23 protein-coding genes are annotated in these 21,869 nt (G+C 38.0%); 10 read left to right on the forward strand and 13 right to left on the reverse strand.

Going from position 1 to position 21,869, the window contains the following annotated elements; all coding sequences use genetic code 11:
* Positions 1–144 precede the first annotated feature (144 nt).
* From LC419_RS17760 to LC419_RS17770, 3 genes are all read right to left on the reverse strand, one after another.
* Entirely contained in the window at positions 145–786 is a 642-nt protein-coding gene (locus LC419_RS17760) for a hypothetical protein (RefSeq protein WP_223608617.1), read from the reverse strand.
* 78 nt (positions 787–864) lie between these two features.
* Entirely contained in the window at positions 865–1,551 is a 687-nt protein-coding gene (locus LC419_RS17765; protein ID WP_002982671.1) for a response regulator transcription factor, read from the reverse strand.
* Between the two features lie 151 nt (positions 1,552–1,702).
* Positions 1,703–3,250 (reverse strand): sensor histidine kinase KdpD, encoded by a 1,548-nt coding sequence (locus LC419_RS17770; RefSeq protein ID WP_223608618.1) that lies wholly within the window; start codon positions 3,248–3,250, stop codon positions 1,703–1,705.
* A gap of 202 nt (positions 3,251–3,452) precedes the next feature.
* On the opposite strand from LC419_RS17770, the gene LC419_RS17775 reads away from it, so the two are divergent.
* Complete coding sequence (locus tag LC419_RS17775) at positions 3,453–3,938, forward strand: SRPBCC domain-containing protein (RefSeq protein ID WP_223608619.1); 486 nt, start codon at positions 3,453–3,455, stop codon at positions 3,936–3,938.
* Between the two features lie 250 nt (positions 3,939–4,188).
* On the opposite strand, the gene LC419_RS17780 is transcribed toward LC419_RS17775, so the two are convergent.
* From LC419_RS17780 to LC419_RS17800, 5 genes are all read right to left on the reverse strand, one after another.
* Positions 4,189–4,527, reverse strand: a complete 339-nt coding sequence (locus tag LC419_RS17780) for a hypothetical protein (RefSeq protein WP_223608620.1) — start codon at positions 4,525–4,527, stop codon at positions 4,189–4,191.
* A gap of 32 nt (positions 4,528–4,559) precedes the next feature.
* Complete coding sequence (locus LC419_RS17785) at positions 4,560–4,949, reverse strand: four helix bundle protein (protein ID WP_223608621.1); 390 nt, start codon at positions 4,947–4,949, stop codon at positions 4,560–4,562.
* Positions 4,950–6,995: a S9 family peptidase gene (locus tag LC419_RS17790; RefSeq protein WP_223608622.1), complete on the reverse strand. Its 2,046-nt coding sequence runs from the start codon at positions 6,993–6,995 to the stop codon at positions 4,950–4,952.
* Between the two features lie 176 nt (positions 6,996–7,171).
* Entirely contained in the window at positions 7,172–7,912 is a 741-nt protein-coding gene (locus LC419_RS17795; protein ID WP_034724052.1) for a uroporphyrinogen-III synthase, read from the reverse strand.
* 12 nt (positions 7,913–7,924) lie between these two features.
* Positions 7,925–8,593, reverse strand: a complete 669-nt coding sequence (locus LC419_RS17800) for a DUF4271 domain-containing protein (protein ID WP_223608623.1) — start codon at positions 8,591–8,593, stop codon at positions 7,925–7,927.
* A gap of 76 nt (positions 8,594–8,669) precedes the next feature.
* Here LC419_RS17800 and LC419_RS17805 point away from each other — a divergent pair, with 76 nt between their 5' ends.
* The 4 genes from LC419_RS17805 (at position 8,670) to LC419_RS17820 (ending at position 12,078) form a co-directional block, all read left to right on the forward strand.
* The gene (locus LC419_RS17805) at positions 8,670–9,386 is read left to right on the forward strand and encodes a polyprenol monophosphomannose synthase (protein WP_223608624.1); all 717 of its coding nucleotides are present in this window, start codon (positions 8,670–8,672) and stop codon (positions 9,384–9,386) included.
* The gene (locus tag LC419_RS17810; RefSeq protein ID WP_223608625.1) at positions 9,383–9,751 is read left to right on the forward strand and encodes a DUF4296 domain-containing protein; all 369 of its coding nucleotides are present in this window, start codon (positions 9,383–9,385) and stop codon (positions 9,749–9,751) included. The genes LC419_RS17805 and LC419_RS17810 overlap by 4 nt, the downstream gene beginning before the upstream one ends.
* Before the next feature lie 71 nt (positions 9,752–9,822).
* A complete protein-coding gene (gene tgt, locus LC419_RS17815; protein WP_223608626.1) occupies positions 9,823–10,953 on the forward strand; it encodes a tRNA guanosine(34) transglycosylase Tgt in 1,131 nt (376 codons plus the stop codon).
* A gap of 15 nt (positions 10,954–10,968) precedes the next feature.
* Entirely contained in the window at positions 10,969–12,078 is a 1,110-nt protein-coding gene (locus tag LC419_RS17820) for an LptF/LptG family permease (RefSeq protein ID WP_223608681.1), read from the forward strand.
* Position 12,079: 1 nt separating this feature from the next.
* On the opposite strand, the gene LC419_RS17825 is transcribed toward LC419_RS17820, so the two are convergent.
* Positions 12,080–12,796 carry a biotin--[acetyl-CoA-carboxylase] ligase gene (locus LC419_RS17825; protein ID WP_223608627.1) on the reverse strand — a complete coding sequence of 239 codons (717 nt, stop codon included), beginning with the start codon at positions 12,794–12,796 and terminating at the stop codon, positions 12,080–12,082.
* An 85-nt stretch (positions 12,797–12,881) separates the two neighbouring features.
* Here LC419_RS17825 and rsfS point away from each other — a divergent pair, with 85 nt between their 5' ends.
* The 5 genes from rsfS (at position 12,882) to LC419_RS17850 (ending at position 17,554) form a co-directional block, all read left to right on the forward strand.
* Positions 12,882–13,244, forward strand: a complete 363-nt coding sequence (gene rsfS, locus LC419_RS17830) for a ribosome silencing factor (RefSeq protein WP_034700760.1) — start codon at positions 12,882–12,884, stop codon at positions 13,242–13,244.
* A gap of 22 nt (positions 13,245–13,266) precedes the next feature.
* A complete protein-coding gene (ftsH, locus tag LC419_RS17835) occupies positions 13,267–15,282 on the forward strand; it encodes an ATP-dependent zinc metalloprotease FtsH (RefSeq protein WP_223608628.1) in 2,016 nt (671 codons plus the stop codon).
* A gap of 135 nt (positions 15,283–15,417) precedes the next feature.
* Positions 15,418–15,999, forward strand: coding sequence for an LUD domain-containing protein (locus LC419_RS17840; RefSeq protein WP_034724042.1), 582 nt, complete (start codon positions 15,418–15,420; stop codon positions 15,997–15,999).
* Positions 16,000–16,023: 24 nt separating this feature from the next.
* Positions 16,024–16,896 (forward strand): phosphatidate cytidylyltransferase, encoded by an 873-nt coding sequence (locus tag LC419_RS17845; protein WP_223608629.1) that lies wholly within the window; start codon positions 16,024–16,026, stop codon positions 16,894–16,896.
* 4 nt (positions 16,897–16,900) lie between these two features.
* The gene (locus LC419_RS17850; protein WP_223608630.1) at positions 16,901–17,554 is read left to right on the forward strand and encodes a phosphatidylserine decarboxylase family protein; all 654 of its coding nucleotides are present in this window, start codon (positions 16,901–16,903) and stop codon (positions 17,552–17,554) included.
* A gap of 143 nt (positions 17,555–17,697) precedes the next feature.
* Here the strand turns inward: LC419_RS17850 and LC419_RS17855 are convergent, their stop codons facing one another.
* From LC419_RS17855 to LC419_RS17870, 4 genes are all read right to left on the reverse strand, one after another.
* Complete coding sequence (locus LC419_RS17855; protein WP_223608631.1) at positions 17,698–18,045, reverse strand: DUF1801 domain-containing protein; 348 nt, start codon at positions 18,043–18,045, stop codon at positions 17,698–17,700.
* Between the two features lie 26 nt (positions 18,046–18,071).
* Complete coding sequence (locus LC419_RS17860; RefSeq protein WP_223608632.1) at positions 18,072–19,904, reverse strand: ABC transporter ATP-binding protein; 1,833 nt, start codon at positions 19,902–19,904, stop codon at positions 18,072–18,074.
* Positions 19,905–20,093: 189 nt separating this feature from the next.
* Complete coding sequence (locus LC419_RS17865; RefSeq protein ID WP_223608633.1) at positions 20,094–21,014, reverse strand: M28 family peptidase; 921 nt, start codon at positions 21,012–21,014, stop codon at positions 20,094–20,096.
* Between the two features lie 323 nt (positions 21,015–21,337).
* On the reverse strand, positions 21,338–21,727 hold the full coding sequence (locus LC419_RS17870; RefSeq protein WP_223608634.1) for a DUF4293 family protein: 390 nt from the start codon (positions 21,725–21,727) through the stop codon (positions 21,338–21,340).
* Positions 21,728–21,869 lie beyond the last annotated feature (142 nt).

Genomic DNA, 21,869 nt, shown 5'->3' on the forward strand with positions numbered 1-21,869 from the left:
CAATCGCTCTTTTCGGGCTTGGCTTTACAGCAGGTGTCCTGCATAGATTGAGAGTAGAAGCTGTCTTTAGGAACTAAAAAAATTCCTAGACAAAAAATAACTGCAAGAATGTGAAACAGCTTCATCTCTGCAAAACTACAAAAATTATGACAAAGGATCACCAACTTTTAATGCACAGTTGTGCCAAGGTTCTCCATGTGCCGGGTTCAGTTTGGGTTTTGGCCCTGTTGGAGCTGGTGCGGTTACCGGGCCGGGAACGTTTTGTGCACTTTGAACAGGTTGTGGTGCAGGTGTTGGGTTTGGTACCGGTGCTGGTTTGCTGCTTAAGGGCTGACCTACCGGAATATCACATCTGTGACCTGGCTGTCCGTGCGGAGGGTTCATGCCTGGAGCAGTTTTCACCTGCTTTGCATTATTGTCAACCACTGCTTTTCCTGCTGACATAGAATTGGCATCTATTTTAATAGGGTTATTTGGGTTTTGGCCGGGAGCCGTCTGTATAGCTGTAGGGCTTACATTAAGCGGCTGTCCGACAGGGATATCACATCTGTGACCTGGCTGCCCGTGAGGAGGGTTCTTGATTCCCGGCGCTGCTGCAATAGGAGCAGGATTTGGATTGGACTGTACGCCTGCCTGATCCAGCAGGGAAGCTTTAGGCGCTGCGTTAACGGCTACATTGGGCTGTTGAACAGCGGCTTCTTCTTTTAAATAAGTAGCCTTTTCGTCTTTATTACATGAAACGGCCAGTAAAGAGATGGCGATAGCGCCTAAGAATGTATTTTTCATATCCAATCGTATGAAACAAAATTAGCAAAACATTTTCAATTGTTTTGCTAATTTTATATTTATAATCTGAATTCAGAACTAATTTTTAACCAAAAGCCTGAATCCTTCTCCGTGAACGTTGATAATTTCCAATCCTTCGTCGTCTTTTAATAACTTACGAAGTTTTGCGATATACACGTCCATACTTCTTGCCGTAAAGTAATTTTCCTTTTTCCAGATCTTTCTCAACGCCAGATCTCTGGGCATAAAATCATTTCTGTGGATACAAAGAAGTTTCAACAGCTCATTTTCTTTTGGAGAAAGTTTGTATTCTTTATCACCTACTTTCAGCTGTCTCAGCATAGAGTCGAAGAAAATATTGCTGATCTTGAACTGCTCCTGTTCTTCATTTTCTAAAGTAGAGCTTCTCTGCAGGATTGCTTTGATCTTGTATAAAAGAAGTTCCGTATCAAACGGCTTTGTAATATAGTCGTCCGCTCCCAGTTGGTACCCTTTCAGGATATCTTCTCTCATATTTCTTGCCGTAAGGAATATGATGGGCGTATTTTTATCGATTTTTTTTACGTCTTCCGCTAATGAGAATCCGTCTTTTTTTGGCATCATTACATCAAAAATACAGATGTCAAATTCATTTTCTGTAAATTCTTTCAACCCCTGTTCCCCATCTGTAGCAAGGGTAACCTCAAAGTTATTGATCGTTAAATAATCCTTCAGCACTGCCCCGAAACTCTGATCGTCTTCTACTAATAATATTCTGTTGCTCATGATTTTAATAATTAAAATTAATGATTAAAAATTAAGAATGAACGTTCTCACTCTATCTTCTATATTTTGTTATTTGGTTCTATATTGTATAATTGATGAATGATTATTGATCCGTCTTATCATCCACCATTCATCGCGCATCATTCATGACTTAGGTTATCGGCAGTTTGATCGTAAATGTACTTCCCTTACCTTTATGGGAGTCTACGATGATTTGCCCTTTGTGCAGTTCTGCAATTTTCTTTACATAAGAAAGTCCCAGTCCCTGTCCTTTTACATTGTGGATATTTCCGGTTTCTTCTCTGAAGAACTTTTCAAAAATCTTGGTTTTGTTCTCCGTTTCCATTCCCATTCCTTTATCTGAAATCTCTATGATGTACCAGTTTCCTTCATTTCTTGTTTTTACATGAATTTCAGGAGCTTCAGGAGAATATTTATTGGCATTGTCCAACAGGTTCACCAGCATATTGGAGATATGGAATTCGTCTATTTTAAAGGTATAATTGGAAGCATTAAATTCCTGAGTCAGTGATCCGTTTCTCTGTTTTACAATCAGATTGAAAGATTCTGTTGTTCTCTTGATCAGCTCGCGTACATTGGTTTCCCTTAAGAAAAGTTCTACTTCATTTCTTTCAAGTTTGGACATATTCAGGACATTTTCCACCTGCTTTTTCATCCTTAAATTTTCCTGCTTGATCAGTTCCGAGTAGTATTTAACCTTCTCAGGATTGGTCGCGATCTTGTCATTGGCCAAAGAATCTGTTGCTACAGAAATCGTTGCCAGCGGAGTTTTAAACTCGTGAGACATATTATTGATGAAATCTGTTTTTACTTCTGCCAGTTTCTTTTGTCTCATCATATAATTAATGGAAATAATATAAATTCCAAGAATTGTCAGGAGGGAAAGGAAGGTTCCGAGAAGCATCGGCCAGTTGTTCATAGCCAGTGAGTATTCTTTTTTAGGAAATACCAAAGCCAGACTGTATAAAGTCCGGTTTTTTATGTCTGTAAAAAGAGGGTAGGTGTAAGTATTGTTGTCCTTTTTCTCTTTGTAGGCTTTATTGGCAACGCTGGTGAGCTTGTTGTTCTGGTCGATGACTCCATACCCGAACTTGGCTGTGATGCCTTTTATTTTCAGCTCTTTTGCGATGACCGAATCAAGAATTTTCGGATCCACTCTTTTACCGATCGGAAGATTGGTTCCTACCACTTTTACGAATTCTTTTACCGCATAATCTCCGTTTTCAATATCGGTATTAAGTTCTGAGGTAAGAAGTTCCCGGTTGGTGGTGTCCTTTTTTACCTTGTAGGCGGCGTTGTCTGTATATAAAGTGGTCAGCTTAAGAGTATCCCCTTTTTGAGAGATCGGAAGCTGTGTCTTTGATATAATATTTTTGGAATAAATAATCTGGCGTTGTGTACCGGAATCTTGTACCTGCTGGATGGTGGTTAAAGAAGGTTGGTCTTTGCCGGCGATGACATTGTTTCTTAAATTACTATAGCCTTGATTCAGGTATTTATCAGCTTCAATTTCCTCAATATTTTTTGAAGTATTTTCTAAAACAGAGTACACTTTATTCGAGAATTCCTGTTCCAGAGCACCGTAATAACCTTTCAGCCAATAAAATTGGAGCGTAACAAAAACAATCAGTGAGATTGTCATAAACACCGAAATTATTGGGATGAATTTATTATTCATTATTTAATTGTATATATATTGAGAAAAATGAATGTTAAAATTAATTATTTTAAGACTTGATAAACAAAAAACGAGCCAAAAAATTGTTTAATTTCTCTTAAAAGGGAGTTTTTTAACAATTATTTATGAATTTTAAATTACTTGTCCTATGGAAAGTCCTCCAAACTTAGAAATTAACTAGCTTTGGTAAAAATAATTACTTATGGAATCTAATATTGTTTTTAACAAAGATTTTGACTCAAACAGTGTTTATGTCATGACCGTTTATGATGCGGATGTCTCAAAAGTATGGGATTATTTTACGCAGGCTGGATTACTTGATCAATGGTGGGGCCCAAAACCCTGGAAATGTGAAACCGTAAACCAGGATTTTAAAGAAGGCGGAATCTGGCAGTACGCAATGGTAGGCCCGAACGGTGAGAAATCATATGCACAAGTTCAGTACGGCGAAATTATGGAACACCGAAGCTTTGATGGGCTGGATTCTTTCTGTGATGAAAAAGGAAACATCAATGAAAATTTCGGACAATCGAAATGGCTGTTTGGATTTACGGGGATAGAAGAAGGAGTGAAAGTAACCGTTAATATTCATTTCCCATCTCAGGAAACGATGAATCAGCTGCTGGAAATGGGTTTTGAAGAAGGATTTAAAACGGGGCTGACACAGCTGAGAGAAGTGTTGATTTGATGATACGATGATTTGATGATTTGATGATTTGAATGATTGGAAAAATGCAGAGATGTTGTCTTTTTACGTTTTGGCTGAAGCCTTTGGTTTTTTTGTAAAAGAAAAGACGGGCTAAAGCCCGTCCCTATTGAATTTTATATATGCATATGCATTTGAGATTTGAAATAATGTGATTGTTCATAGAATCCTCAGATTTGTAACCTTGTACATCATTCTAATCGCCATATCATCGTATTCTCAAATCAGCACATCAAATTAGCTCTTCCTCTTGAAAATACTGTATAATTGCTTTTTTCATCAGAAGAGACTGTTCGTTTGGTCTTAATTCCGGAAGTTCTTCCAGTTTGTCATATTGTGGCCATCCGTCTTCATAGTGGGTAAATTTGTAGTACCCGAATGGTTCGAGTAATCTGCATACTGCAATGTGGATCAAATTTACTTTGTCTTCTTTTGTATATTTTTGTTGGCCGCTTCCAAGTTCCTGTAGCCCGATCAGAAACAATAGCGTTTCAATCGGAGGATTTTTTTCAGTATCGAAAGTATCTACAAAGAACTGTTCTATTTTTTGCCAATAATCGCCTTCGTTCATATGATTGATTAATGATGATTTATAATTGATTGTTAATGCGTTTTAAGTTCTTCACTCAGTTTCTTTTTATAGGCTGATGTTGCTTTTACAATCTCATCAGCTTCCTTGAGTAGACCATTTGTTTTTTCTGTCTGAAGAAGCTTTAGTTCATCAATCAGTTCCAGCCAAAATAATGTTTCGTCAGCTTCTTCAACGACGATGCATATTTTGGAATATTTTTCTTTTAGAGAGCGGGCTCTGCACATTGCTCTGTAATTGCTGGCTGTTGATGATGCTGATCTGAAAATTTGTTTTCTGATATTCGATATCTTATCTGAATATGGAATTTCAGACAACTCATTAATAATAGCGATTGTCAAAGATTTGGTTCTTTGTGAAAACACCTGATTATAATTATTGTCCGTATTCACATCATTCATCATTTATAACTTATCATCTATCTTCAACAGAAACGCATATTCCAACGCGTCTTCTTTCAATGATTCAAATCTTCCGCTGGCTCCGCCATGGCCTGAGCTCATATCTGTTTTGAATAATAAAAGATTGTCGTCTGTTTTCAATTCTCTTAATTTTGCCGTCCATTTTGCCGGTTCCCAGTACTGAACCTGAGAGTCGTGGAGACCCGTTGTAATCAGCATATGAGGATAATCTTTCGCTTCTACGTTGTCGTAAGGTGAATATTCCTTCATGTATCCATAGTACTCCTTGTCATTCGGATTTCCCCATTCGTCGTATTCTCCGGTTGTCAAGGGGATCGTTTCATCCAGCATGGTCGTCACTACATCTACGAAAGGAACCTGTGCTACAATTGCGTTAAAAAGCTTAGGCTCATAATTAACCACAGCTCCTACCAGAAGACCACCGGCGCTTCCGCCCATCGCATACATGTGGTTTGATGATGTGTAGTTTTCCTTAATTAAATGTTTCCCTGCATCGATGAAATCGAAGAAAGTATTTTTTTTAAATAGCATTTTTCCATCTTCATACCATTCTCTTCCCAGGTATTCTCCGCCACGGATGTGAGCGATAGCATAAATAAATCCTCTGTCCAAGATAGAAAGTCTTACATTCGAGAAACTGGCATCCACCGTATGTCCGTAGCTTCCATAACCATATAAAAGTAATGGGGTGTCTGCAGATTTTTGAGTGTCTTTGTGATACACCAATGAGATCGGGATTCTTGTTTCTCCATCTCTTGATTCTGCCCAGATTCTTTCCGATACATAATTTTCCGGATGGAATTTTCCTCCCAGTACTTCCTGTTGTTTCAGAAGCTGAGTCGTTTTCTCCTTCATATTGTATTCATACGTTGAGCTTGGTTGTGTCAGCGATGTATACCCATAGCGGAGAACTTCGGTGTCAAATTCCATATTGATTCCGATATAAGTTGTGTACGTTGGATCAGAAAAAGGGAGATAGTAAGATTCCTGAGTTTTTTCGTCGATGATCTTAATTTGAAGAAGTCCCTCTTCTCTCTCTTCCAGAACCAGATACTCTCTGAATATTTCAAAACCTTCCAGCAAAATTTCAGCACGGTGTGGAATAACGTCTGTCCAGTTTTCCATTCCGCAATTATCGATTTTGGTTTTTACAATCTTGAAATTGGTGGCATCGTCTGCGTTGGTAATGATATAAAACTCGTCTTCATAATGTTCTACAGAATATTCCAGATCATCTATTCTTGGCTGAATGATTTTCCATTCTGCAAAAACATTGTTGGAAGGAATGAATCTGTGTTCATCGGAAATCGTACTTGAGCTTGCAATGAAAATATATTCCATTGATTTTGTCTTGAAAACATTCACATCAAAAGTATCATCCTCTTCGTGGAAGATCAGAACGTCCTCTGAAGCGTCTGTTCCCAGCTTATGCCTGTACACCTGGAATGCACGCAGACTTTCATCTTTTCTGATGTAGAAAACGTGTTCGTTATCATTGGCCCAAACTGCTTTTCCTGTTGTGTTAAGAATCTTATCAGCGAAAACTTCACCCGTAACAAGATTTTTGAAATTGATCGTATAAATTCTTCTGCTGACATTGTCTGATGAAAAAGAAACCAGTTCATTATTTGGAGAAACAGCAACGCTTCCCACTTCAAAGTAAGTTTCGCCTTCTGCTAAGACATTGACGTCAACTATTATTTCTTCTTCGTTATCAAGACTTTTATGCTTTCTGCAGAAAATAGGGTACTCTTTTCCTTCTTCATAGCGTACAATGTACCAGTATCCGTTAAAGAAATAAGGGAGAGACTCGTCGTCTTTTTTGTAGCGGGCTTTCATCTCTTCGAAAAGTTCCTCCTGAAAAGCTTCAGTATCTTTCATCATCACCTCTTCGTAAGCATTTTCCTCTTCAAGGTATTGGATGACCTCGGGATTTTCCCTTTCGTTAAGCCAGAAGTAATTATCAGTTCTTCTGTCGCCGTGTATTTCTAGTATTTTTTCTATTTTTTTTGCCTGTGGAGCTTTCATCCGAATATTTTAAGTTTTTATTGGGCCGGATGGAACGTACTCATTCATTTTCTCTTTTTCTGAGAATGATTTAAAGCAACGTTTCATTCAATATTAATTCTTGTTCAAATTTAGTTAAAAAAAAGCCATCTTTCCTGTATTGAAAAGACGGCTGTTTTTATCTTATGTATTAAAGACTATTTGTGAAGTGCTTTAATGTACTTTTCAAGTGCCATGGTCATAGACGGAGTTTCCTTTGTGGGAGCCATAAGATCTACTTTCAGACCTGCTTCTTCCGCAGCTGCTAAAGTAGTGTTTCCGAAAACACCGATCTTGGTTTCCTCCTGTTTGAAGTCCGGGAAATTCTGTTGAAGAGATTTGATTCCCTGCGGGCTGAAAAAGATCAGCATATCATAATCCTTAGCATTGATGTCTGTAAGATCACTGCATACGGTTCTGTACATGATCGCTCTGGTCCAGTCAACATTGGCTGTTTCCATCGTTTTCACGATATCCGGGCTCAATACATCTGAAGACGGCAGAAGGTATTTTTCTGTAGGAAATTTCTTGAACAGAGGCAGAAGATCTGAGAAGTTTTTCTCCCCAAAGCTGATCTTTCTCTTTCTATAAACAATATGTTTCTGAAGATAGTTGGCAATCGCCTCAGACTGGCAGATGTATCTCATCGTATCCGGAACCGCGAAACGCAGCTCTTCGGCAAGTCTGAAGTAATGATCTATTGCATTTTTGCTGGTGAAAATAATCCCAGTAAACTGCGTCAGATCTATCTTCTGAGTTCTGAGTTCTTTGTTGTCAACTCCTTCGACGTGGATGAAAGGGCGGAAATCAATCTTTATTTTTTCCTTCTTTGCTATATCCAGATATGGAGAAGACTCACTAGGCGCTGGTTGAGAAACCAATATAGACTTTATTCTCATCATTGACTTTTATTAAAAAAATAACAACTTCCATAGCAACAATAAAGGTGCGATTTGGAGGGTGCAAATATACAAAAATTTATAATACCATTTTTCGGGAAGTATGTTGTTTTTGTGAAACAAATAGAAGAAAATCTTAAAAACCGCGACAAATGCGAAGAATCCGAAATAGTATAAAAATATTTTATTTCTGTCTACGGGGAAATAATAGTGGGTTACACAAAGAATTATTAACAAAAATGACAGAATGAAGTAAAATTTTGTGGAGGTAAAATAAAAAACTGTCCATTTTCTGCCATCCCCTATACTTTGATAAAATAAATAGCCCAATGCAGATTTTGATGCATAAAAAAATATGACTGCCAATAATGTGTATCCGAATTTATTAAGCTGATACCCCATAAGCTGAAGATCGGCGATATATTTCGGAACAATGGGGATGTATTGCGAAAGCAGTACCGACAGAGTCATGGCCGTTACACAGGAAGTGATGATCCAGCTCGGAAGGTTATTGCTGGCATCAAAATACTTCTGAAGCAGAAAGTCTTTCAGGCTTGCATCTCTTTCTATGATATTCATCATGAAAACATACAGGAATATGCATCCTATCAGGATAAAGATTACCCAGTCATTGTTCTCAGGTATTCTTACGTGGTTGATAAAGTTTTGTGATAACGGCAAAGGAATATTTTTTGCAAAATTATAGATTATTTTGTATAAAATAAAAAGGTTAAATAAACTATCTTTGCAAACTGAAATGAAAAAACTCGTCATCATCCCTACCTATAACGAAAAGGAAAATATAGAAAATATTATTTCCGCGGTTTTTGCATTGGAAGATGACTTTCATATTCTGGTGGTGGATGACTCTTCCCCGGACGGAACAGCAGAAATAGTCAGAGACCTTCAAAAAAGATTTCCACACTATCTGCATATGTCCGTGAGACATGTCAAAGACGGCTTAGGAAAGGCTTATATCCATGGATTTAAATGGGCCATAGAAAATAAATATGACTACATCTTTGAAATGGATGCCGATTTTTCACACAATCCCAATGATCTTCCGAAACTTTTTGAAGCCTGTCTGAATGCAGATATGGCGATAGGTTCGCGCTATTCAAAAGGAGTGAATGTCGTGAACTGGCCAATGGGTCGTGTGCTGCTTTCCTATTTTGCTTCCAAGTATGTAAGATTTATTTTAGGACTTCCTATTCATGATACTACCGCAGGATTTGTCTGTTTCTCAAGAAAAGTTCTTGAAGAAATCGGATTGAATAATGTAAAACTTAAAGGATACGGCTTTCAGATTGAAATGAAATTCCGTGCTTTTAAAAAAGGTTTTAAAATTGTAGAAGTTCCTATTATATTTACGAACAGAATTTTAGGAGAAAGTAAAATGAACGGTGGAATCATTCATGAAGCTGTTTTCGGAGTTTTAAATTTAAAATGGAAATCAATAATCAACAGGTTATGAGAAAGCTGGTCTTCATTTTCGTTATGCTGTGCATGTTCTCATGCGGCGACTATATTGACAAACCCAAAAATCTGATCGAGCCGGATGCTATGGCTGAGATCCTGGCTGATCTTGCCCTTACGGATCAGGCGATCATGACCTATCAGAATAAAAATCTGGAAGCGGGAACAAGATTCGTGCTTAAAACCCATAAGGTAAAGTCTGAAGATTTTGTAGAAAGCTTTAAATATTATGTCATCAAAGACAAAATGAAAGATATTGCGGAGAACGCACAGAATATAGTATTAAAAAAAGATCCTAAAGCAGAAAAATATGTCCAGGACAAATTGAAAAGTACTGGAACTGTACCTGTTTTAAACAAATAAATATGATGCGGAAACGATTTCTGTCTTTAAAAGCAGAAGCGTTAATAGCGGTGAATTAAAAGAATAGACGAATGAAATTTTTTAATATAGAAAAAAACTCTGAAGGAAAAGCGAGAGCCGGAGAGATCACCACAGACCATGGTACGATCCAGACGCCTATCTTTATGCCTGTAGGAACTGTAGCAAGTGTAAAAACGGTTCATCAGAGAGAATTAAAAGAAGACATTAAAGCCCAGATTATTCTGGGGAATACCTACCACCTGTATCTTCGTCCTACTATGGACATTATGGAGCAGGCTGGAGGACTGCACAAATTCATGAACTGGGATCTTCCTATCCTTACCGATTCAGGAGGTTTTCAGGTGTTTTCACTTTCCAAAAGCAGAAAAATGTCTGAAGAAGGAGTGAAATTCAAATCCCATATCGACGGAAGCTATCACATGTTTACTCCCGAAAAGTCTATGGAAATCCAAAGACAGATCGGAGCGGATATTTTCATGGCTTTCGACGAATGTACGCCTTATCCTTGTGAATATAACCAGGCTAAAACATCTATGGAGCTTACTCACAGGTGGCTGAAAAGATGTATTGACTGGACAGAAGAAAATAAAGAAATCTACGGTCACAAGCAGAGACTTTTCCCGATCGTTCAGGGGTCCACGTATTCCGATCTTAGAAAAATTTCAGCTGAAGTGATTGCTGAGGCCGGAGCAGAAGGAAATGCCATCGGCGGACTGTCTGTAGGAGAACCTGAAGAAGAAATGTACAGAATCACTGATGAAGTAACGGATATTCTTCCAAAAGACAAGCCGAGATACCTTATGGGAGTAGGAACTCCTTGGAATATCCTTGAATCCATTGGTCTGGGAATTGATATGATGGACTGTGTGATGCCTACCAGAAATGCCAGAAATGCAATGCTTTTCACATGGCAGGGGGTAATGAATATGAAAAATGAAAAATGGAAGCAGGACTTTTCGCCTTTGGACGAATTTGGAACCAGCTATGTAGACAGAGAATATTCGAAAGCCTATCTGCGCCATTTATTTGTGTCAAAAGAATATCTTGCAAAGCAGATCGCATCAGTACATAACCTTGCCTTTTACTTAGATCTTGTGAAAGTAGCGAGAGAACATATTTTGGCAGGTGATTTCTATGAATGGAAAAAATCTGTAGTGCCGGTTCTTAGACAGAGACTTTAAAACAGAACGATCATGATCAAAATTATAGACGGTTATATCATCAAAAAATATCTTGGAACATTCAGTTTCATGCTGATATTGTTGTCTATAGTGGTACTGGTGATTGATGTACAGCAGAAGATTCCAAGGATTGAAAACGCAAAAGCACTCGATCCCAAGCTGGATCTGGTGTATTTCCTGATCCACTTTTATCCGTTTTGGATCATTAACCTTGTCGTGACGTTCCTGGCTATCCTGGTATTTATTTCCGTGATTTATTTCACATCCAGAATGGCGAATAATACCGAAATTGTTGCCATAATCAGTAGTGGAGCCAGCTTTCACAGATTTGCAAAACCTTATCTTTATACCTCTGTTTTAATTGCTACGATATCGCTGGTGGTCAATCATATGGTGCTTCCTTGGGCCAATATCAAGAAAAACGAGCTGGAAGCATATACCTATAATGCAGCGAATAAAGAAAAAATATTAGGTACCGGTCCTGCATCAGCCCAGTTCAGTAAGACGGAATACATCTTTGTCAACTCCTGGAACAAAAGAGAAACCAGAGGTTCCGGCTTCGTTTATCAGAAGTTTGATAAAGCCAGAAAGATGATCTATGAGCTGAAAGCATCTGAAGTATATTGGGATAAAGCTAAAAAACAGTTTATCCTTACCAATTACCTCGAGAAAACCATCAACAAAAATAATACAGAAAAACTCGGCAACGGAGTTGAAATGAGGAAAAGCTACGGACACTCTCCCGAAGAACTTTTCCCGAACGAACTTCTTGGCCAGAATAAAACCACTCCCGAACTTATCAAATTTATTGAAAGGGAAAAAAACAGAGGAAACAGCAACCTGAATTCTTATCTTAACGAGTTCCACCAAAGAACCGCAATGCCGGTGGCCATTATTATTCTGACGTTCCTGGCCTTATCTCTGGCTTCCCAGAAGAAAAGGGGAGGTCTTGGAGTCAATCTGGCGATAGGGATTTCTCTGGCGTTTGTTTTTGTATTCTCTTTTGAAGCTTTAAAAGTTGTTTCGGAGAACAAAAGTTTATCACCGGCTGTAGCCATGTGGCTTCCGAATATGGTGTTTTTCCCGCTTACTTTGTATCTGTACCTGAAAAGAGCCAATCAGTAAATCAGTAGAGGAGTTTGATCTCTTTATGATAGAAAGGTTTTAAACCGTCTTTCTCAAGCTCTATCCACAATTCTCCTTTTTCGTCTGCATGACGGATAATGCCATTTTGTCTCTCTTTTCCGATTTCGAAAACGGAGATCTCATCTTTGCGGTATAAATTCATGTTAAACTGATCAATGATCTCCTGTTCAGACGGAATGTTTTTCAGTTTTTCAGACAGATATCCATGGAGTTTAAAGACAAAATCTTCAAGGTCGTAAACCTGTCCGGTCTGCGTCAGAAGCGATCCTGCATGCGATATTTCGTCAAACTGATCCTGAAGAACATTGAAGCCGGCACCGATGATGAAATAGTTATTTTGATTTATTTTTTTCTTTTCAATTAAAATCCCGACGATTTTTTTATTTTTAAGAATCATATCATTCGGCCATTTTATTTTTACCGGATTGTCAGTCAAATTGGCAAGGAAATCCCGGATGACCACTGCGGTATAGTAATTGAATATAAAGTCTGAGAGCAGAATGCTTTGGACCTTAACAGCCAGCGTATACGCCACATTTTTTCCGGCCGCCGCCGCCCATGTATTTCCGTATTGTCCGCGGCCTTTAGTTTGATTGAATGTAGAGACTCCGATAAAATCTGAATTTTCGTAAAGTAAAAACTTTGAAACTTCGTCATTAGTAGAAGAGCACTCTTTTAAATAAAATAATTGATCCATTTAAGAAAACTTTAAGACTTTAAAGGGCTAAAAATAAGGCTAAAGTAAAAGAAAAACAATAAATTTGCAGATTATAGATATTTTAATGAATAAAACAGCAGAAAAGCAGGCACTAATAGATAAAATTGTTGAAGCCATCCAGGATGTTAAGGGTGAAGATATTATGATTTTCGATCTTTCGAAGATTGAAAACTCTGTAGCGGAAACTTTTATAATTTGTAGCGGAAACTCAAATACACAGGTTTCAGCATTGGCAGGAAGTGTAGAGAAAAAAGTAAGAAACGATCTAAAAGATAGACCTTGGCATGTAGAAGGTACCGAAAACTCTATGTGGGTTTTGGTAGATTACGTAACGGTGGTAGTACATATTTTCCAGAAAGAAGTTCGTGAATATTACGATATTGAAGAACTTTGGGGCGATGCAGCCATTACCAAAATAGAAAATTAATTTTAAATTTTAAAAAGTATAAATGAACAATAAAGGATTCAACTGGTTTTTTCCAATTGCAATCGTGGCTCTTTTGTTATTTTTCGGTTCCAATTTTTTAGGAGGCGACAGTGCAAAATCTATTGATGAGGATGCTTTCTTCAGGGAAATGCAGGCAGGAAAGGTCCAAAACGTTATCATATACAAAGACACAGAGAAAGCTGATGTTTTCCTGACAAAAGCAGCAAAGACAGCAATGGTCAGTAAAACGGTCAACCAAAGCAATCCTCTTTCTGCGTTCGAAATGGCTCCAAAAGCAGATTTTTCTGTGAAATACGGAGACCTTCAGCTTTTCCTTCAAAAGTTTGATCAGATAAAAGCTACAGACGCTACTATCAAAACGACGAAAGATTACGGAGCAGGCAAAAACCCGTTCATGGACATCTTGGTTTCAGCATTGATATGGATCGCGATCTTAGGACTTTTCTACTTCCTTCTTTTCAGAAAGATGGGCGGTGGCGGAGGCCCTGGCGGACAGATTTTCTCAATCGGGAAATCTAAAGCGAAGCTTTTCGACGAAAAAGAAAGAATCCAGGTGACATTTAAAGATGTTGCAGGCCTTGAAGGAGCAAAAGAAGAAGTACAGGAAGTGGTAGATTTCCTGAAAAATTCTGAAAAATATACAAAACTGGGTGGTAAGATCCCTAAAGGTGTCCTTCTTGTAGGCCCTCCGGGAACCGGTAAAACCCTATTGGCAAAAGCTGTTGCAGGTGAAGCCAAAGTACCGTTCTTCTCACTTTCAGGTTCAGACTTCGTAGAAATGTTCGTTGGAGTAGGTGCATCAAGAGTTAGAGACCTTTTTGCTCAGGCAAAAGCTAAATCTCCTGCTATCATCTTTATCGATGAGATTGATGCGATCGGACGTGCAAGAGGAAAGAATAACTTCTCCGGCGGAAACGACGAAAGAGAAAATACCCTTAACCAGCTTCTTACGGAAATGGATGGTTTCGGAACAGATGTTAACGTCATTGTAATGGCTGCTACCAACAGAGCTGATATTTTGGATAAAGCTTTAATGAGAGCAGGACGTTTTGACCGTTCAATTTATGTAGACCTTCCGGAATTACATGAAAGAAGAGAAATTTTTGATGTTCACTTGCTGAAAATCAAATTAGACGATACGGTTGACAGAGACTTCTTAGCAAAACAAACCCCTGGATTCAGTGGAGCTGATATTGCTAATGTTTGTAACGAAGCAGCGTTGATCGCAGCTAGAAATAGTCATACTTCCGTAACAAAACAGGATTTCCTTGATGCTGTAGACAGAATCATCGGAGGTCTTGAGAAGAAAAACATGGCCATCAAACCTTCTGAAAAAAGAAGAGTTGCTTATCATGAAGCAGGTCACGCTACAATCTCTTGGTTGGTCGAACACGCAGCACCCCTTTTAAAAGTAACGATCGTTCCTAGAGGACGTTCTTTAGGGGCAGCCTGGTATCTTCCGGAAGAAAGACAGTTGACGACTACTGAGCAGATGCTGGACGAATTGTGTGCTACCCTTGGAGGTAGAGCAGCAGAGCAGGTGATTTTTAACAATATTTCAACCGGAGCATTGTCTGACTTGGAATCAGTAACGAAAAGAGCGCAGGCTATGGTTACGGTTTACGGTCTGAGCCCTACGATTGGTAATATTTCTTATTATGACAGCTCAGGACAGTCTGAATATAATTTCGGAAAGCCATATTCTGAGGAAACAGCTAATAAGATTGATGTTGAAATTAAATCAATTATTGAAAATCAATACGAGAGAGCAGTTCAGATTCTTACCGAGAATAAAGATAAACTTGATGCTTTGGCGAATAAGCTTTTAGAAAAAGAAGTGATATTCCGTGAAGATCTTGAAGATATATTCGGTAAAAGAGCATGGGATCCTGAGTTAACAGAAAGACCTGTTACAAGCACGATTGCTGCAACGAAAGAACCGGATGAGCAGATCATTATTAAAGACAAGGAAGAAGAAAGCGAAATTCAGGCTCCGGAAAGCCCGACTCAACTTTAAAATACTTCCAAAACATATCAGAAAAAACCTGACAGTCTTAGAATTGTCAGGTTTTTTCATATTTAAAGCTACATTTTTAGAATCTATTGTAATTATTTTCTATTTTTGTATAAAGTTGACTAAAAATAGATTAAGTTGAATTTATTCAAGAGGATTGTAAGCAAACTTACCAACCAGCCTGAGGAAGAGGAAAAACAGAGTCTGGAGAAGCTCGGGGATTCGCTGAAAAATGCGGATCTTGACTATAAGTTTGCGCAATTATTTACGCATTCAGGGGGATTTTTTAATTATTGTGCAGATGAAGCGGAAGCTCTACAGACTTTAAATCAGATTGTCAAAATAGAAGGAGTAAACAATGTGTTCTGCTGGGACAAAGAGCTTCAGAACTTTTTGAATGTGGTGAAAATACCATACACCTCAGAAATGGAGCATTCCAACGATGCCGCCTTCATCACCTGTGAATATCTTATCGCCTACGACGGGAGAATTATGCTTTCGCATAACAATATCCTGCATTACCATTCTTCACGACTGCCGGGTAAGATCATTATCATGGCCAATGTTTCACAGATTGTAAACAACCTGAATGATGCGATGGGAAAAATAAAAAGAAACGGGAATATCAAAAACCTTACTTCCATCAGTGGAGGGCAGTCAAGTTTAGATACTTCCTCCAATACGAATACAAAACTGTTTTTATTGCTGCTTGAAGATTAAGCATCAACTTATAAATTTTACATCTTGGACAAAAACCTTATTCAAAGAACCATTTCCGGGCTTGTTTACGTTGCCGTTATCATTCTTTGCACAACACCGCTGGGTGCCCAGCTGATCAACAAGATCCATCCGGACCTTATCAGACAGGAATACCTGTATCACGGGCTGATCACTCTTCTGCTGTTGGTAGGTACCTGGGAATGTATTAAGATCATGAAATTCGGGAAAGGCTATGAAAAATGGATCGTACTCCCGCTGGTGATTTTTATTTACTACGTTTTTTCCAAAAGATATTTCCAACACGACTTCTTTTTCGATTTCAGACTGAATGAAATACTGGCTATTTCCCTGATCGCGATTGCAGTGGTTACCTTATTCAAATATCCAAACGAACTTTATTTCGACAGCGGAAAGTTGATATTTACGGTCATCTATGTAGCACTGCCTTTTAGTTTTGCATTGGGATTGCCTAAGTTTTCCAGCTTTGACGGGACGTTTTCACTGGAAGTCCTTTTCCTGTTCATCTTGATCTGGAGCAGTGATACATTCGCTTATCTTACCGGAAAATTTTTCGGGAAACATAAAATGGCCCCTAAAATCTCCCCAAAGAAGACCTGGGAGGGTTATGGTGGCGGAGTAGTATTAACTTTGGTTTTATCCTACTTTATAGAGCATTATCAGCCTCAACTTCGCGGGAACTGGATGGTAGTCGGTTTCCTGGTAGCTGCATTTGCTCCATTAGGAGATCTTGTGGAAAGCCAGCTGAAAAGAAATTTCGGCGTTAAAGACAGCGGAAACATCATTCCGGGGCATGGAGGTGTGCTGGACAGACTGGACAGTTTTTTAATCTGCGTTCCTGTCGTATATTTGTACTTTATTTTAGAAAAATTTATTTAATCTCATGAAACTACATAAGGAGTCAAAAGGAACGATTACCGTAGCAACGATACTGTTTATCATCATAAGCGTGTTGGCTATTTATTTTCTTAAAATGTGGTCGTTACTGATCATTATGCCAGTATTGGTTGTTTACAGTTTAGTATTTTGGTTTTTCAGAGTTCCGGAACGTGATATTCTGGAGCACAGAGAAAATGTGATCGCACCGGTAGACGGAAAGGTGGTGATGATCAAGGAAGTGGAGGAAACTGAATTTATCAAAGGAAAAGCTCTTCAGATTTCCATCTTCATGTCGCCGCTGAATGTTCACATCTGTAGATATCCGGTATCCGGAAACGTGATCTACAAAAAATACCATCCTGGAAAATATCTGGTAGCATGGCATGAAAAGTCATCTACAGAGAACGAAAGAACAACGGTAGCGGTGGAAACTGCAACAAATCATAAAGTCGTATTCAGACAGATCGCAGGATATGTGGCCAGAAGGATTGTTTTCTATTGTAAGGAAGGAGATCAGGCTAAAGCCGGACATGAGTTCGGATTTATCAAATTCGGTTCGAGAATGGACGTATTTCTGCCTTTGGATACAGAAATCACCTGCAAGATCGGAGATATCACAAAAGGAGGTCTGGATGTGATCGCCAAAATGAAAGATTAATACAAAATATCATCAGAATATAGAAAGGAGAAATTAAGTTTTCTCCTTTTTTTGTTTTACGACATTAAGTATTCTGAATGGAGTGTATGCTTAATTATGTGAATTCAAAGAGGCTGCGGCATGGTGAAACCATGCCGCAGCTTTTATTTTATATGTTTTTTAACCTCTTCTGTCAGACTTAAAATAGTTTCGACAGGCAAATCTTCTTCCATGTCAATCAGAAGGATTTTAAACTTCTTTCTGCCATCCTGAATAAGGAGTGGATGATCAAGTCTGTCCCCGTGATAGAAACTTACGTAATGCTGTTTGTACTTTTTGCTGTAATAGAGATAACACAGCATTTTCTTTTTATACTTAAAAAAAGGTAATCCGAAACTCAGTGTTTCTGTAATGTGTTCCGTATCAGATTCAAGGATCTTTTTACGTAAAAACAAAAGAGTACTTCTTTCAGGCTCGTCGATTCTGTAGAAGTACTCTTGTATAGGATTCATTTAAATGAAATTAATTCAATAAACGATTAGTCAAAATTCTGAAGCTCTACCAGCTTATGGTACATGCCTTTCTTAGCGATAAGGTCGTGGTGTGTTCCCTGTTCCACTACAATTCCTTTCTCCATCACTACGATCCAGTCTGCTTTCTGAATGGTGGAAAGCCTGTGGGCAATCACCAGGGAGGTTCTGTTTTCCATCATTTTATCTAAGGCATCCTGTACAAATCTTTCAGATTCCGTATCAAGTGCAGAAGTTGCTTCGTCAAGGATCATTACCGGAGGGTTTTTCAATACCGCTCTGGCGATAGAAACTCTTTGTTTCTGACCACCGGAAAGTTTATTTCCATCATCACCGATATTAGCGTTGTAGCCATCAGGAAGATTCGAAATAAAGTTATCAGCGTTGGCAATTTTTGCGGCTTCAACTACTTCTTCTTTCGTGGCATCAGGTTTACCCATCAGGATATTGTTGTATACTGAATCATTGAACAGTACAGATTCCTGAGTTACCATTCCGAGAAGCTGACGGTATTCTTTTAATTTTAAATGTTTAATGTCAACTCCGTCAATTAAAATTTGTCCCTCATTCACATCATAGAATCTTGCCAGAAGGTTAGCAATCGTTGTTTTTCCGCTTCCACTCTGGCCTACAAGAGCTATGGTTTTTCCTTTCGGAATGATCAGTGAGAAATTTTTAAGGATTACATTATCTTTATCGTAATAGAAACCGATGTTTTTGAATTCGATTTGATTGCTTAAGGTAGAGATAGAAACCGGCTCTGCAATCTCTTCTACTTTTAAATCATAATCAAGAACTTCAGCTACTCTTTCCAAACTTGCCATACCTCCCTGAATAGAAGAAATTGCACTGGAAAGCTTTTTCGCAGGATCAAGAATCTGGAAGAACATCCCGATGAATACCAGGAAAGCCTGAGGTTTCATGGTCTGATCCTCTAAAATCTGCGTTCCTGCATACCAGGTAATGATAAGAATGGTGATAGAACCGAGGAATTCGCTCATAGGAGACGCCAATTCTCTTCTTCTGCTCATATCGATCGCATAATTCTGCCAGTTGGTCGTTGTTTCGTTGAATCTGTTTTTAAGGATCTTATCTGCGTTGAAGATTTTGATCACCTTAGACGATTTCAATGTTTCGTCTACCAATGAGAAAAGGTTTCCAAGTTCAGCCTGAGCAAAATGAGCCTGTTTTTTTAAACTTTTTCCTGTCCACGAAATCAGCCAGCCCATAATAGGGAAAACGAGTAGTGAGAACAAGGTAAGCTGAGGAGACAGTAAAAATAAGGCAATCAGTGAAGAGATGATCATAAACGGAGCATTGATAATATCTACCAAAACCCCCATGATTCCACCTTCCACACCTCCGATGTCATTGGAAATCCTGGACATCATATCTCCCTTTCTCTGTTCTGTAAAGAAAGAAACAGGAAGCTGAAGGAATTTATTATACATCGCCGTACGAAGATCCTTTGTAATTCCTACACGATAATTAACCAATAGGAAAGATCCTATATATCTGAAAATATTTCTTAATAAAAATGAAACTCCGGTAATAGCACAAAGAACAGCCAGTACATAAACAGCACCGTGCTGATCTATCTGGATCTGTACAAAATAGTACGCTTTATCTTTTATATAATTGAAATAGTCGCCGAAAGCTCCGCTCCATACCGGTTCTTTAGCTTGTTTTTCAATGGTACCGAACATTAATCCCAAAATAGGAAGCATTGTTCCTACCGATAAGATATTGAGTAAGGAGTACAGAATATTGAAAAACATACTTCCGAAAAGGTATTTTTGATGCGGTTTCGCGAAATAAAGTATTCTTTGTAATGGTTTCATTCAATGAAAAATTGGATAGCAAAATTACGTAAAATTAAAAGAAAAGACGTTCTTAATCCTCTTTTACTTTAATTAATATGTTTCAATCAGGTCAATTTTGTTACAAACGTTTGTTTAATTTTATAATAGCAGTGATAGATTAATTATGAAAAAAACCGCCATTTCGGCGGTTTTTATAATTATATTTATTTAAAATTTTACTTTGTCATTATATTTTGGGGCAAAGTTCTGAGGATTTAATTTTTCAAGAGTTTTTCCAACATTGTTGATAATACCTGTTAAATTATCAAAATCTACCACACTCACATCGTCACTTTCATTATGGTAATGCGAAGCTTTCGTCATATCAACCGTAGAAAATGAATGCGCGATAATTTTCTTCTTCACAAAACTTACATTGTCTGATCTGTAGAATAATTTTTGCACTGCATAAGGATCTGGGTTTATTTTTAAACCGTTTGCTGCATATTTATTAAAGAGTTCATCAAAGTCTGAAAACTCATCACCGGTCATAAACAGAGCATTTTTTCCGAACTGAGATTCTGTAGCTACCATTTCAAAATTGAAAAGAGCGGTCATATTATGATAAACCTTATCTAAATTGGTATCGGTAGAAATCGCTTTGGATCCCAGCATTCCCTTTTCTTCCCCATTAAAGGCCATGAACACCATTGAAAATTCAGGTTTTTTATTTTTAAAATAATCGGCAATACCTGCTAGAGTAGCTATTCCGCTGGCATCATCATCTGCGCCGTTGTAAATATTGTCTCCGGTTTTTTCGCTCGTCCCGATGTGATCAAAATGACCTGAGAATCCAAGATACTTATCCGTTTTTCCTTTTTTAATACCGCATACGTTGTAGACTTTCTTGCCTTCATATTCAAAAGGAATCAGGTAAGAATTTCCCGTACAGTATTCAAGCTTGTTTTCTTTAAATAGTGTGGCAATATATTCTGCGGCCTTGTCATTTTCCGGAGTTCCGATCTCACGGCCTTTCATTTCGTCTGAAGCCAGTGTGGAAAGGATGGTAGTTACTCTTTCTTTTGAAACTTCCTGTGCCAGCGTAAATACGGAGCAGAAGGAAAGGGCAAGGTAGGTTAGTTTTTTCATTATAGATACAATTTAATAGGATCAGTCGTATTCTTAACGGAAATGTTGCATTAAATGGTATAAATTAATCAGATAAGAATACATTTCAACCATTAAGAAACTTAAAATGTAATGCGAAATTAAGTAAATCATTTAATTTTTTAAAACATTTTCCAGACTTTCAGTTGATACTCAGACCTGTAATATTAAAAAAAACACTCTGTCACACTGAGCGGAGTCGAAGTGTGTGTCAATTTAATTATGAAAATCAAAACAGTTTATATAATGACTAAAAAAAAACAGCTCCTTTCGGAACTGTTCTCACTCAAAAAATCGTTGTAAGGCTATCGAAGTCGGTCTACAGATTTTACGAGCCTCTCATCTCTGCGGATAGATATATTTGCGATAAGCAGACATATCACCGCGATCAATGGGAAAACCGGCTCAATACCCTTCTCAGGAATCTGAATTCCTCCGGATAAGTTTAGTAACCAGTACGCCAATACACCAATCAACAAAGCGTTTATAATGATGCTGAACGTATTCAGCATGATTTGTCTTTTTCTGTTTTTGAAACTGAAAATACTTAATGCACCCGCCAAAACAAGCGCACTACAACTGATATCAATCACCGGAATATTGCCGAAAACGTCAACATCCTGTCCTGTAACGAAAAGGGAAACTGCAGCCAAAACTGCCAAAAGAGTCCATATAGTCTGTATTCTCTGTAACATTGATTATTAAATACCTGGCAAAAATAACATAAATTTTGCACAATTCAAAAATTAGTGTAGATTTGCATTATACATATGTACTTGAAAACAAAAGTCACCGGACTTACTTTTCTTACTCACAATTAATTACATTTTTACATTA

This window comes from Chryseobacterium sp. OSA05B (assembly GCF_019970065.1).
Classification (GTDB): domain Bacteria; phylum Bacteroidota; class Bacteroidia; order Flavobacteriales; family Weeksellaceae; genus Chryseobacterium.